This window comes from Bacillota bacterium (assembly GCA_013314855.1).
In the GTDB taxonomy this organism is placed as follows: Bacteria; Bacillota; Clostridia; order Acetivibrionales; family DUMC01; genus Ch48.
In genome coordinates this window covers 1-13188 of the sequence record JABUEW010000115.1, presented here as the reverse complement: position 1 = coordinate 13188, position 13188 = coordinate 1, and the positions used below count along the sequence as shown (strand labels likewise).

Genomic DNA, 13188 nt, shown 5'->3' with positions numbered 1-13188 from the left:
GTTTCGCAGATGGTAGGGCAGGGCTTTGTAAGATTTTTGTTTTATTACTTGTGAAATTAAATAGCTATAAAATTCTATAAGAATTGAAGCTATTTAAAGATAAATCTAATTTATTGAGATAGGAGGTTGATGAAATGGTTTATACTATGGAGATAGCAATACGCAATAAGATGGAAGAGATGAAAAAACAAGGCAAGATTGAAGGCAAAATTGAGGGTAAGTTTATGCACCAAAATCAATCATTGACATACATCCTCTACACTTATACCATTTTCCCAAAGCTCGTTACAGGCTAAATCAATATATTCATTCCACACAACTCCATAACCACCAGTATCAACCTTAACCAAGTTAAAAAGAGTATCATTATTTAAATCTCTAAAAACACTCCATTTATTCATTAGAGGCTTAACATCATATGTCTTTTTTTTACCATTTTCAAACTCTACTAACAAAAGAAAATTATCAAGAGGGACAACACTCTTAACCTTATGAAACATAGTTCCACCTCCCTTTATAGGCTTTTAATCTTATTATACAAGTGGAGGAAGTGTCTTAAATTCCTGCGTATGCCACATGTTAAGTAAATCGTCCTATAAGAATCCCTGCTACAATACATAATGCTACCCATATAGTAAGATATTTCTGAAAAAACCCTATTCCTTTACTATCCTTATTTTTTTGTTCAGACATACCTAATTCCCCTCCTGTAAATTTATTTTATTGTTTTTAATCCGTTTTACCAAATCTTTAACTTTCTCTTCAATTGCCAGGGCTGTCTTTTTAAACTCTTCCTTATCTTTACCGGTGGGATCATCCAGTCCCCAGTCTTCCTCATATTTTGAAGGTAAATAGGGACAAACAACGTTACAGCCCATCTTTATAACAATATCAACTTCAGGAATATCGGTAAGCAGCTTAGAGTATTGGGTTTCATTCATATCTATACCGTATAAATCTTTTATAACCTCTACAGCATCCTGATTAATTTGTGGCTTTGTTTCCGTACCGGCGGAATAGGAATCAAAAACATCTGAAGCAAATAATTTCCCTAATGCCTCTGCCATCTGGGATCTACATGAATTGTGTACACAAATAAAAGCTACTTTTGGCTTCATCTTATCTTCCTCCCTCCAATTATTCATAATCTCATTTAGCTATCAAAGCATACTTTCCCATCTTTTAGGTCATCACAGGAAAGACCACTTTCTTTATATATCTTCAGTCTTTCTAAATCTTCCTTACATCGTTCTACTTTTATTAATTCATTATCTAATATTTCCCTAATAAAAGCATGCTCTTTCAAAACATCTTCATCGATTTTGTAATAAACATACTGTGCCCTTTTATCAAATTCCAGTATCTTGGCGTTTGTTAGCCTGTTAAGGTGTCTGGAGGCATTGGATTGGTTTATATCGAGCAATACCTCCAATTCACAGACACATAACTCCCCATGCCGTAACAAATTCAAAATACGCAGTCTCGTTTCATCGGACAATGCTTTTATTATCTGTGCAAGTTTCACTTTACCACCACCTATATGATTATATTCGTTTTTACTCATATAATATGTCTTTAATTTTCAATTGTCAATATCTTTTCAAATCTTTTAATTTTTAAAATACTATTTTTCTAGTTGCAATCATTACAGGCTATAGCTTTAATTTTGTCATGTACTAGGAGGTGACAGTCATGAGTGAAATTTGTTTTATTGTTTATTTGTTTTATTTTACTATTTACATATGGAAAATAATTCTATATAATAAAACACAGGTTCAAATTATTTAAAACATATTGGTGGGGTATTGATTCAAAAGGGGAAGCATATGAATGAAAAATCAAAAACAACAGTAAAGCAGGTTTTTAAAAATCTGGGCAGACTTTACTGGATGACGAAAGAACACTTCGGCTGGGGGTTCCTCCGTTTTATTGGAGGAATTTCAAGTGCTTTGATTGGTGTTTTCGGAAGCTGGATAATGGGTACGGTTATTGATGTTGCATTAAGCGGTGATTTTAAACGGTTTCACAGTTTTATGTTTTTAATTGCTCTTCAGATAACCCTCAGGGGAATAATAAACTATGTTAATCCCTTGACGGGAAGAAGGTATTCCGTATATTCCGGACGAAAGATCAGAACTCTTGCAATAGAAAAGATAAACAGGCTTCCAATATCATATTATGAAAAAAAGCATACTGCCGAAACAATTTCAAGACTTGCCAATGATATAGACAGCCTCCAGGAATTTTACAGTGATTCTATTGCAGGTATCTGGAGTTTTGTGCCCTCAATGCTTATATCAAGCACATGGCTTTTATGTTCCATTGACCCTCTTCTGACTTTGATATGCGGATCAATAATTCCTATTATATGGTTTTTCGTAGGAAAAATATCCATACCTATAGGTGACACAAGTAAAAATGTGCAGAAAAGCATTGCTGAATACAATTCATATTTAAGGGATTTCCTTGAAGGAATACATATATACATTGCTTTTGCCATGAAAAAGATATTTGCATCCAAATTTGAAAAGGCCTGCAGGGATGTAGTTGAAGAATCTTTAAAAATGAGCAGGATGCGTTCCAAAGCCATAGGCCTTAATATTTTCAGTTTCATAATACCCCAGGCACTGGCATATGGAATAGGGGGAATCTTTGTTGTAAACGGAAGGCTTACCATAGGGCAACTTGTTATATTTGCAAATGTATTATTCCCTCTATTGAATTCAATACGTCAGCTAAGCGGTTCATGGGCGGATTTTTTAACCCAGTCGGGACGCGCCCAGCATCTGTATGAGCTTCTTGACAGCCCGGAAGAAAGAGCTGACGGTGAAGATTTCACAGATAATCCCCATGATACGGTTATTGAGTTTGAAAACGTAAGATACTCATACGTTGATGGCAATCCCGTATTAACGGATACCAGTTTTAAAATATGCGAAGGAAAAAAAGTAGCCCTGGTGGGAAGCAGTGGCTCCGGAAAGACAACAGTTCACAAGCTTATTCTTGGCTATTATGATAACTATGGAGGAATAATAAGGTTTTATGACAAAGATATAAGGGAATGGAACTTAAAGGCCCTGAGAAATCAGGTATCGGTAGTTACCCAGGAAGTATATTTATTCTGTGATACCATTATGGAGAATATAAGGCTGGGAAATCCCCAGGCATCGGATGAGGAAGTCATAAATGCCGCAAAAGCTGCTTATGCCCATGATTTCATTATGGAATTTACTGACGGTTATAAAACCCCGGTGGGAGAAAGAGGGATGAAGCTCTCGGGAGGGCAAAGACAGAGAATAGCAATAGCCAGGGCAATGCTTAAGAATGCACCTGTTTTATTACTTGATGAGCCTACAAGCGCACTGGATACAAAAGCTGAATACTATGTGCAAAAAGCACTTGAAAGGCTCGAAGAAGGCAAAACCGTATTCATAACGGCCCACAGGCTTTCAACTATTATAAATGCAGATGAAATTCTTGTTCTTGACAGTGGAAGAATTGTGGAGAGCGGAACCCATGAGGAGCTTATAAACCGTAAAACTAAATATTACGAGCTTTACAACAGACAGGTTTTTGAACATGAAGGGAAGGTGACTGCATAATGGAAAGGGACAGGCTGATAAAAGACATTTCTAAAGTATGGAACCTGATAGGAGGAAATAGGGCAAGGTTGGCCTTGACGGCAGTTTCCACAGGGTTGGGAGATGCAATGTTAAATATAAGCTTTTCATATGCTCTTAAAAGCATGGTTGACTATTTTATATACAAAACACCGGGGTCTTTGTCCCTTGCCGCAGTTTCATTGATGATTGTTATTGTATTCGGTGGGATACTGCTTCCGGTAGTAATATATCAGAGCAATAAATGTGAAGCGCTTATCATGAACCAGCTTAGAGTACGTCTTTTCAATCATTTTCAGAAAATGCCTATAAGATATTTTGAGGAGCATCACACAGGAGATACACTTGCAAGGGTAAATAAAGATATTAACGCAGTTCAGACTGCCATAACCTCCCTTCAGGAATTTGTGGCGCTTTTTATAAGACTTGCAATGAGTCTTCCGTATATATTGATGCTTGATACCAGGTTGGGCTTATTTATGGTGGCAATGGGTATACTTACAATGTATTTTAATACAAAATTCAGAATGCCCATGCGAGAAAGAAGCAAGGCAATACATGAAAGAAATTCCGAATTGACTGAGCAAATGACCGAAAATGTCACAGGATTCAACGTAATAAAAACATATAATCTGTCAGACAGATTTTTCAACATTTACAGAAATAAGATGAATGATGTATTGAATGCACAAATAAAATTCAACAGGACCGAAGCTTTTTTATACAGCAGCAATGCTCTGGTAGGATGGCTGGGATATGGAGGCCTGGGTGTAATTGGAGCTTATTTTGTATTAATCGGTATGATGGAGGCAGGAAGTCTTGTAGGCAGTCTTTCCATATCAGGAAATATTACATGGGGAATTGTAGAATTGGGAAGAATGAGTGCCACATTGCAAAAAGCCTTTGCAGGAAGCGACAGAGTTTATGAAATTCTCAATCAGCCCGCTGAACCAGAAAGATATTCTACCAAAGGGACAGGAGGCAATTACGGAGTTGCCATTAAAAATGGCAGTTTTAGTTATGGTAAAGGAAATGAAGTTGTCAACGGTCTTAATATATTTGTTGAAAAAGGCAAGATTGCAGCACTTGTAGGTTACAGCGGAGGAGGCAAAAGCACTATAATAAAACTCCTTCTTGGATTTTATGAAATGCAGGAAGGAGAAATGACCATAAACGGAAAGGGATTGAATGAATATACCCTGGATGAACTGAGAAATCAGGTTGCATATGTGCCGCAGGATGCATATATATTCAATGGAACCATAAGAGAAAACATACTTTATGGCAATAATGAAGCAAACGAGGAGGATGTAATAAACGCAGCCATTAATGCCAATGCTCATGAATTCATAATGGCGCAACCCGATGGTTATGATACTGTTGTAGGGGAAAGAGGAATACGTTTGTCAGGTGGACAAAGACAGCGCATTGCAATAGCAAGAGCCATTCTGAAAAACGCTCCCATATTGCTCCTGGACGAGGCCACCTCAAGTCTTGATTCGGAATCGGAATACCTGGTCCAGGAAGCGCTGGAAAAACTTATGGTAGGAAAAACAAGTATAGTAGTGGCTCACAGGCTTTCAACGGTTGAAAAGGCTGATGTGATTTATTTTATAAAAGACGGCAAAGTAGTGGAAGAAGGTTCCCATAATGAACTTCTGAAAAAGAACGGATATTATTCTGAACTTTATTACAGAGAATTTGCAGGGTGATAGTGATATTTAATTAAATTAAGCCCAATTAATTCTGCTTCCAAATCTATTAATTCTGCTTCATATGCTTACCTAAGATAAACTTGTTAAACTTTATTAACATTCATGGAGGGCTTTGCTTTCCAGAATATCAAAATCATTATAGCGATAATTACCTGGATGATAGTTCTAATATACATTATATTACCTGGCAGGCCCAAAATTTCGCCAAAAAAAATTGTACAGAAATGGACCAAAATCCCTGATAAAATACTTCTACCATTGTTATTATAAATCCAATCCATTATTATGCTTAATGCAAAAATCCCTGCATTAAAGTCTATGAACAAAAAAAATGACTCATTTATTAAACTCTATTGAAATGTTCCTTCTATAAAAAACATGGGCAAGTGCCACAAGGCTTCATTATCTTTGCGACAACTTCTGCTCCGCAAGCATCTTCAAGATTATGCAGTATGGCTTTTACGTATTTGGACTGCTTGTTTGGAGTAGTTGACTTTTCATCCACGGTACCACAGGCTTTAATAATGGAATCATATGCTTCCATACCTGCATTGTTTCTTACACTGTTCATTTGCCCGCCCTTTCAAAATGCAAACTCCGGCAGGGTTTCCTTTAAATATTTTGCGTCAGGAAATAAAACAGCTCAGGTTCGTTCCTGAGCTGTTCTTTAGTTTTTACCTCGTGGTCCGCATCACTTTTTGCCGGATTGCATCTTCAATAAACTGATTAAGAGATACATTTTCTAATAAAGCCTGCTGTGCTACCTTCTTATGAAGTTCAGGAGATATTCTAACATTAAAGCTGCCTCTGTATGTCTTCTCTGGGTTTTTACCGTTTTTCTTGCATGTCTCAATATAATCTTCAACAGCTTCCATAAAAGCAGCTTTCAGTTCTGAAACGCTTTGACCCTCAAAGCTTATAAGATCGTCTATTCCTTCTATGCGTCCGAAAAACACTTCATCGTCAGCACTGTAATGTATTGATGCAATGTAATCTTTGTAAATTAAAACATCCTTCATTCAATCACCCCCTGATTTTTTAATGCTTCAATAACCTGATCCACCTGGTATAGCTTTAATTCGTTTCCGGGATGGGGCCTGTGAAGCCTAATAATATGTTTTTTGTCAATATGGATAAAAGCAATCCGGGCTCCTGATGTTTTCCCCTTGCTATCCTCAATATAACCCAACCCACCAAGCAGTGTTTTTAACTCATCAAATGTGAAATCCCTGGGCCTGCTTAAAAGCCTTTTTAATAACTTATCATGCTTACTCATATTATTATTATATCAAACTCCTTTAAATATGCAACTAAATTTTAGTTACAGTTACTGTCAAGTTTAATTTGGCAATTTCTTTTTTATTTTTCATCCACATATAATTTTACACTAAGTCAATCAGCAGGAGCAAGCTTTCGCTTTCATGCTCCGATATAAGAGTTTTATTAAGGGAGTAGCCCCAAGAAGTGATATGTCACCACCATTATCTTTACTGGTGAACAGGTGAGCATACAACCTGTGCTGCTTGATTAATATCAATTTCACCCTTCATATTGTCTCCAAGATAATCCATCCTTGATCATTCTATCGAGCCATTCCAAGGTTCTCTCTCCTTTCATCAAGTATATTATGACACATCTTAAACAGTGTCCTAACATTATGTGCTTTCCTGTATCAGGTCAGAATTTTCAAACTGCATATACCAGAATATTGCTTTTTCATCCTTGTTTGGGAAATTACTATATAACATAATATCCACTGCTCCCAGCACAAAACCATTAATTCCCGTGGGAATAGTTTCCGCTGCCACCTTTACCGGTATACTGATATTTCCAAGGTTGAGCAGGTAAAAACTGAAATAGATATCAGAATTTTTATATTCAAAAAGCATACAACTGCAGCTTTTGGCATATCGACAGAGTCTGCCCCTACCTGTGCCCTTGCCTTGCCTTCTGCAAGAGCCTGAAGACACATGTAACCTTACCAGCCGACATATAAGGGAAATATGTTTGAAAAATTGTCTGTATTAATTCTATTCATTATTTAAGATCCTCCCATTTTTTTGGTTTAAAGCAAAGATGATGGAATAGTATAAAATATATTTGATAATTTTGGAACATGGACATACCCCAAAATTTAAATCAAGAAACCAGCAAATCCTTGCAGTGACTGAGTTCAAAGATACTCAGTTGCTGCGATTTGGGTTTATTTTTTGTGTAGTTCAAAAATTCAGTGATACCACTTTTGCATTTCTTAAGCACTTCATAAATTCCATCACCAGTACTGTAATAAGGAAAAGGTGGTATGCTATGTACTCTTTTGGATGTTTCCTGCAGAATAAAAATCATCTTCCTGCTGCTTATGGATTTTGAGGTAAGAGAAATATAGCTCATTGCCATGGTTAATAAAAAGTTTATGTTTTTAAGCCTTTGATATGACTGAACTCTTACATCTTCAAGTTTGTATTGATTTTTCTTAAATCTTATGAATTCTTCCACATTCCATCTGGATATGTAGCAAAGTATAGGTCGTAGACAGTCTTTGCCGTCTTTTATATCGAGGTTGGTTAAAATCATAAGCCCTTTTCTGGCATATCCCCTTACAAAAACGAGGTTAAATACTTTGTCGGGAATCTCAGGCAATGTTATAGGCAAAAAACCGAACTGGATTTTTCTTTGCTTACCATTCTTTTTCTTTATGATTGTTGAATATTTACCCTTATATTTTTTAACAAGGTCAAAGACGTTCCTTTCTCTACCTTTGAAAATGACATTGCGGTTTTTCTTAAGCCTTATAACAAACTTTTGGGAATTGTTTTCAAAATAATTAAAGAACAGTACATTATCCATACCTCTATCCATAGTATAAATACCCTTGGTCCCGTATAAGCTTCTCAGCTTGTCCAGGCACTTAATGATTTCCTCATTTTCACTTTTAAAGTCCGGTTCACTGGGAGAGAATAAATCTGAATATATAGGGACAGGCAGCTTATCTCCATAGTTATATATAAGTGCTTCAATTAAACAGTATCCGTCCATATTGGTTTGTTTGGTGCTTCCATCCCTGACCTTACCCATGTTTTCAAAGACTACGCCGTACTTTTTAACTATATCACTTAAGTCTACAATTATAGGTGTGTCATTGTGAATATATCTTTTTACCTCTAAAGATTGATTCTTTAGAACTTTATCGGTATAAGAGAATTTTTCAAGGTTTCGGGAAAGGCGTTCTATAGTCTTTTTTAATAATATATTTTCATGTAAGGATCTTGATATCTCAGCCAATATTACTGTTTTCGAAGCAAGTATGCCAAAAATCATACAGGTTAAGAATTTCTTAAAGGGAACAGGTAGACCCTGAGCCAATCGGGAACAAAAATTACAAATACTCCTTTTCAAATCATATGCTGTTTTGCTATAATCAAACATGTAGAAAAGCCTCCTTCTTTATGTTGGTTTGTTTTTATTTTTATAATACCATAAAGTTGGTGGCTTTTCTCGTATTTTTACAAATCTGTTGATAACTTCTAAAAATTGTGGATAATTCTAAATTTTTTTGCGTTATTTTAAAGATTTTTTCCTTAAAGAAAAAAATGGGGTATGTCCATTTTTGGAACATATTGACCGTTAACATATTAAGATATAAAATAATATACATATAAAGCAATGAGCAGGAAGAGTAACTTTTAGCAGACATTTCAGAGAGCCGCCCAGGAGGTTGAGTGGGCAAGCACGTATTACCTTGTAAAACATCCAAGAATTGGTGTGAATGCGGTATGAAAGCTAATAGTGAATGGACCTGTGAGCGCAGTCTGAAGCAAGTTAATTGTGTGTAGGAACTGCCGGAAATCCTCTCCGTTATCAATAGGACATAGATGATGGTCTGTGAAAAAAGTCGGGCTTTCAGCCAATTTGGGTGGTACCGCAGAAAATAGTATTCTGTCCCATGGTTTTGGGATAGAAGGCTTTTTATTTGTTGAGGAGGTGATGGATATGGAAGATGGCTGATGGTGGGCAGGCAAAATATTTCGACCTGTGAAATAGCTTTCAATCAAAAACTCAGGCCACACCTTTTTTATTTACCATCTTAAATTGAATTTTTCTTTTAAGCAGCCAATTCATTTGCTCACCATTCTGGTGAATCGTAATAACGGATGCAAGAGAAGATGAGCCACTTTTGCTCCAACTTATACCATTATATTTCTGACGATCGGAAACAGCCAGGTCATTGGCCTTTTCTCCACGGTTACTGGAATTACAGAGTTCAAGCTTCTTTCCTAAAGCGTAACAGGGGATATAACTCCTATTACGGTCAAAATAGCCTATCAATCCTTCAATTGCTTCTTTTAATTTAATATGCTTATCTTCAATTTCCTTTTTATCCTTTTTTTCATGAAATCCATCATTGTTTCGTCCATAGATAAAACCTCCTTCTCTCCAGTACAACTTTTTTAATTACAGCCATGTCTTGAACTTCTTAATATACCAGGTTTTAATCGACTGAGTAAGCAAGCAGTATGAAAGCAGTATTCCTATGAGCCAGGGGAAATAGGTAAGTGGTAACGGTTGCAATCCGATGGATCTACCAAATGGAGTGAACGGAATTGCTATGCCTAATGCAATGATGGCTCCTGTCAACAGTAATACGGGTCTGGCTGCCCGGCTCTGTATAAACGGCACTTTTTCAGTACGTATCATATGCACAATCAACGTCTGTGATAGCAGCCCTTCAATAAACCATCCCGATTGGAACAGTGATTGGAATGCCGGGGCGTTTGCCTTGAACACAAACCACATCACCAAGTAGGTTACAATATCAAATATCGAACTTATCGGGCCGATAAATATCATAAACTTGCTGACGTTGCTTGCATCCCATCTGCGAGGCACTTTAAGGTAATCCTCATCCATATTGTCCCATGGTATTGAAATTTGCGAAATATCATAAAACAAGTTTTGAACCAATATATGAATAGGCAGCATTGGCAGAAAAGGCAAGAAAGCACTTGCTGCTAATACGCTGAACATATTGCCGAAGTTCGAGCTTGCAGTCATTTTGATATACTTTATGATATTCCCAAAAGTCTTGCGTCCTTCTATGACGCCTTCCTCCAGCACCATAAGACTCTTTTCCAAAAGGATGATGTCTGCCGACTCTTTGGCTATATCAACAGCGGTATCAACCGAAATACCAACATCGGCTTCCCTTAATGCAGCGGCATCATTGATTCCATCTCCCATATATCCTACGGTATGACCTTTGCTTTGAAGCATCTTGATAATTCTTGACTTCTGTAATGGTGACAGTTTGGCAAAAATCGTAGTATTTTCGGCTGCTTCAGCTAATTCTTCATCTGCCATGCCGTCAATTTGGCTTCCAAGCAGTATATTGTCTACAGGCAAACCAACTTCCTTGCATATTTTCTTTGTAACTATTTCATTATCTCCTGTAAGAATTTTCACCTTTACACCGTATTCGTTTAAAGCCTTGATTGCAGAAGCTGCCGTTTCCTTTGGTGGATCAAGGAAACCAATGTATCCCATCAATACCATTTCACTTTCATCTTTTACGCTAAAGACTCCTTCATGGGGAACATTATTCTTTTGAGCTACAGCAAGAACCCTCATTCCTTCTTTGTTCAGTTGCTTTACCATTTCTTTTACTTCCTTACGAATATCATCGGTCAAGGGAACCACTTCGCCCCTGTATTCGGCATAGGAACAGATGGAAAGCATTTCTTCCTCAGCGCCCTTGGTAACAAGCTGCCTTTTGTCGCTTCCGTTTTGCAATACTACCGACATTCTGCGTCTTGTAAAATCAAAAGGGATTTCGTCTACTTTTCTGTAGATTTGTTCCAAATTTTCAAAGCCTTTTTTCGCCCCAAACTCCAGTACAGCAACATCCATCAGGTTTTTCAGCCCTGTTTGATAATAACTGTTAAGATAGGCGTGTCTTAATACCCTGTCATCTTCGTTCCCGTGAATGTCCAGATGACGTTCAAGGACAATTTTATCCAGCGTCAGCGTACCTGTTTTATCGGTACAGAGGATATCCATCGCGCCGAAATTCTGGATAGCATTCAACCTTTTAACAACGGTTTTACGTTTTGCCATTGCAACGGCACCTTTGGCAAGATTGGTTGTAACTATCATAGGCAGCATTTCAGGAGTAAGACCTACAGCCACCGAGACAGCAAAAAGAAATGCATCCAGCCAGTCTCCTTTTGTAAATCCGTTGACCAAAAACACGATCGGAACCATGACAAACATAAATCGTATAAGCAGCCAGCTAATGCTGTTGACCCCTTTGTCAAAGCTGGTTAACGCACGCTGCCCCACAAGGGATTTTGCCATAGAACCAAAATAGGTGTTGTTGCCAGTAGAGAGAACAACAGCAACAGCCGCCCCACTAACTACGTTTGTTCCCATAAAGCAAATATTATCAAGTTCTGAAAGGCTGATGCTTTTTTGTTGATTCACATCGTATTTTAAAGTATCGTATTTTTCAACCGGCTCCGACTCTCCTGTTAAAGCTGATTGGCTGACAAACAGGTCTTTTGATGAAATAATCCTTACATCGGCAGGTATCATGTCCCCTGCTGCAAGGTGGATAATATCCCCGGGTACAATCTCTGCCATTTCTATTTCCTGTTTTCCTGTGTCGCTCCGAACCACCGAAGCTGTTGTATGAACCAGTGCCTTTAATTTTTCTGCTTCTTTGTTTGAACGAAACTCCTGAAAGAAACGAAGCAAACCGCTTATTGTAACCATTGTCGTTATAACAATGACCGTTCTCCAGCTTCTATTTTCGGGAGCAGCCAGTATTACATCCATTACAAGCGATACCCCCGCCAGAAAAATCAGCACACCGATAAATGGATTAATAAATGCCTTAATAAGCTGAACAAACCACGGTGCTGCTTTTTCGTGGACTATTTGGTTCGTCCCATGCATTTCAAGACGCAGTTCTGCTTCTACAGAATCCAATCCCTCCAGTGTAGTATTTAACGTGGCAAAAACTTCTTTTATATCCTTCGTTGAAAACTCGATAAGTCTATCCATTATCGTATTCGTTAATGCATTCTTTTTGTTTTTCTTCATTGCTCACACCTCCAAAAGACAATAACCAACTAAAGGTTGTCTACTCTGCTTTATTATTACAACCCCTGAAATAAATATTTACTGGTTTTAATAAAAGAACATCACAACAAAACTGTATTAAGAGAAAATACAGCTAACGGGCGTTATACAGCAGCAACCATTACAGTGGAATGTAAAAAAGATTTGGTTATTGATTAGAGATATATGTAATAAGGCTTTAAGAAATGAAACGTTTATCCTCCCTCCGCACATATATTATGCTAAAGGGCTAAACCAGTGAAGAATGGACGCAGCCCAATAGCAAACAATGTTTAATGTCATATTACATATACCTGTACTTCCACTGTTTATACTATTACCGCCATATTACCGCCATCGTCCATCCTTCCCACCTCCACTTTTTTACAAACTAAAAAACCTCTCAACGAATGAAAGGTTATAAAACACAAAACGCTTACCTTCGTTGAGCTTTGGCACTATACAGCTTTGGAATACCTCAATCCAGCTACATTAAGTAAAACCTTACTTCGATAGTACCTGTTGACCCATTGGCGTCTTTCGACATTTCCGGGCAGCAGCGTGTATCTGTATAGGAGCCTCACCTAACATAAAATATTTAATTCTTTATTATAATACTCCTGTTTTTATCTAAATGCAACTGCTTTTAGTTAAATTTTTTAAGTTAAAAGTTGCTATAAGAAAATGAGTCTTGAAACAAGGAATTTTAAAAGAATTAAAGAATATATTAGGTAAAA

12 protein-coding genes, 1 pseudogene and 1 other annotated feature are annotated in these 13188 nt (G+C 37.2%); of the genes and pseudogenes, 2 read left to right on the top strand and 11 right to left on the bottom strand.

Going from position 1 to position 13188, the window contains the following annotated elements; genetic code table 11:
• Nucleotides 1–239: 239 nt before the first annotated feature.
• The 4 genes and pseudogenes from HPY74_16330 to HPY74_16315 all read right to left on the bottom strand — a co-directional run bounded on the left by HPY74_16330 (nt 240) and on the right by HPY74_16315 (nt 1564).
• Nucleotides 240–500, bottom strand: a complete 261-nt coding sequence (locus tag HPY74_16330) for a DUF2442 domain-containing protein (GenBank protein NSW92210.1) — start codon at nt 498–500, stop codon at nt 240–242.
• An 85-nt stretch (nt 501–585) separates the two neighbouring features.
• Nucleotides 586–693, bottom strand: a pseudogene (locus tag HPY74_16325) (arsenical-resistance protein).
• Between the two features lie 2 nt (nt 694–695).
• Entirely contained in the window at nt 696–1118 is a 423-nt protein-coding gene (locus HPY74_16320; protein ID NSW92209.1) for an arsenate reductase ArsC, read from the bottom strand.
• Between the two features lie 35 nt (nt 1119–1153).
• Nucleotides 1154–1564 (bottom strand): winged helix-turn-helix transcriptional regulator, encoded by a 411-nt coding sequence (locus HPY74_16315; protein ID NSW92208.1) that lies wholly within the window; start codon nt 1562–1564, stop codon nt 1154–1156.
• Between the two features lie 262 nt (nt 1565–1826).
• Here HPY74_16315 and HPY74_16310 point away from each other — a divergent pair, with 262 nt between their 5' ends.
• The gene (locus HPY74_16310) at nt 1827–3602 is read left to right on the top strand and encodes an ABC transporter ATP-binding protein (GenBank protein ID NSW92207.1); all 1776 of its coding nucleotides are present in this window, start codon (nt 1827–1829) and stop codon (nt 3600–3602) included.
• Nucleotides 3602–5332 carry an ABC transporter ATP-binding protein gene (locus HPY74_16305; protein NSW92206.1) on the top strand — a complete coding sequence of 577 codons (1731 nt, stop codon included), beginning with the start codon at nt 3602–3604 and terminating at the stop codon, nt 5330–5332. The genes HPY74_16310 and HPY74_16305 overlap by 1 nt, the downstream gene beginning before the upstream one ends.
• Before the next feature lie 370 nt (nt 5333–5702).
• Here HPY74_16305 and HPY74_16300 read toward each other — a convergent pair whose 3' ends face one another.
• The 7 genes from HPY74_16300 to mgtA all read right to left on the bottom strand — a co-directional run bounded on the left by HPY74_16300 (nt 5703) and on the right by mgtA (nt 12433).
• Nucleotides 5703–5906: a hypothetical protein gene (locus HPY74_16300; GenBank protein ID NSW92205.1), complete on the bottom strand. Its 204-nt coding sequence runs from the start codon at nt 5904–5906 to the stop codon at nt 5703–5705.
• Between the two features lie 103 nt (nt 5907–6009).
• Nucleotides 6010–6354 (bottom strand): type II toxin-antitoxin system HicB family antitoxin, encoded by a 345-nt coding sequence (locus HPY74_16295; GenBank protein ID NSW92204.1) that lies wholly within the window; start codon nt 6352–6354, stop codon nt 6010–6012.
• Nucleotides 6351–6611 carry a type II toxin-antitoxin system HicA family toxin gene (locus HPY74_16290; protein ID NSW92203.1) on the bottom strand — a complete coding sequence of 87 codons (261 nt, stop codon included), beginning with the start codon at nt 6609–6611 and terminating at the stop codon, nt 6351–6353. Before HPY74_16290 ends, HPY74_16295 begins: the two co-directional genes overlap by 4 nt.
• Before the next feature lie 379 nt (nt 6612–6990).
• On the bottom strand, nt 6991–7224 hold the full coding sequence (locus HPY74_16285) for a hypothetical protein (protein NSW92202.1): 234 nt from the start codon (nt 7222–7224) through the stop codon (nt 6991–6993).
• Between the two features lie 250 nt (nt 7225–7474).
• A complete protein-coding gene (locus HPY74_16280) occupies nt 7475–8761 on the bottom strand; it encodes a transposase (GenBank protein ID NSW92201.1) in 1287 nt (428 codons plus the stop codon).
• A gap of 228 nt (nt 8762–8989) precedes the next feature.
• Nucleotides 8990–9282 (top strand) — a binding site (T-box leader).
• A 109-nt stretch (nt 9283–9391) separates the two neighbouring features.
• Entirely contained in the window at nt 9392–9778 is a 387-nt protein-coding gene (locus HPY74_16275) for a hypothetical protein (protein NSW92200.1), read from the bottom strand.
• A 9-nt stretch (nt 9779–9787) separates the two neighbouring features.
• A complete protein-coding gene (mgtA, locus tag HPY74_16270) occupies nt 9788–12433 on the bottom strand; it encodes a magnesium-translocating P-type ATPase (protein NSW92199.1) in 2646 nt (881 codons plus the stop codon).
• Nucleotides 12434–13188: the final 755 nt, after the last annotated feature.

Coding starts and splice junctions, on each gene's coding strand:
- HPY74_16310 (NSW92207.1), top strand. CDS start 1,827: ATGAATGAAAAATCAAAAACAACAGTAAAGCAGGTTTTTAAAAATCTG.
- HPY74_16295 (NSW92204.1), bottom strand. CDS start 6,354: ATGAAGGATGTTTTAATTTACAAAGATTACATTGCATCAATACATTAC.
- mgtA (NSW92199.1), bottom strand. CDS start 12,433: ATGAAGAAAAACAAAAAGAATGCATTAACGAATACGATAATGGATAGA.
- HPY74_16320 (NSW92209.1), bottom strand. CDS start 1,118: ATGAAGCCAAAAGTAGCTTTTATTTGTGTACACAATTCATGTAGATCC.
- HPY74_16300 (NSW92205.1), bottom strand. CDS start 5,906: ATGAACAGTGTAAGAAACAATGCAGGTATGGAAGCATATGATTCCATT.
- HPY74_16280 (NSW92201.1), bottom strand. CDS start 8,761: ATGTTTGATTATAGCAAAACAGCATATGATTTGAAAAGGAGTATTTGT.
- HPY74_16315 (NSW92208.1), bottom strand. CDS start 1,564: ATGAGTAAAAACGAATATAATCATATAGGTGGTGGTAAAGTGAAACTT.
- HPY74_16305 (NSW92206.1), top strand. CDS start 3,602: ATGGAAAGGGACAGGCTGATAAAAGACATTTCTAAAGTATGGAACCTG.
- HPY74_16290 (NSW92203.1), bottom strand. CDS start 6,611: ATGAGTAAGCATGATAAGTTATTAAAAAGGCTTTTAAGCAGGCCCAGG.
- HPY74_16330 (NSW92210.1), bottom strand. CDS start 500: ATGTTTCATAAGGTTAAGAGTGTTGTCCCTCTTGATAATTTTCTTTTG.
- HPY74_16285 (NSW92202.1), bottom strand. CDS start 7,224: ATGCTTTTTGAATATAAAAATTCTGATATCTATTTCAGTTTTTACCTG.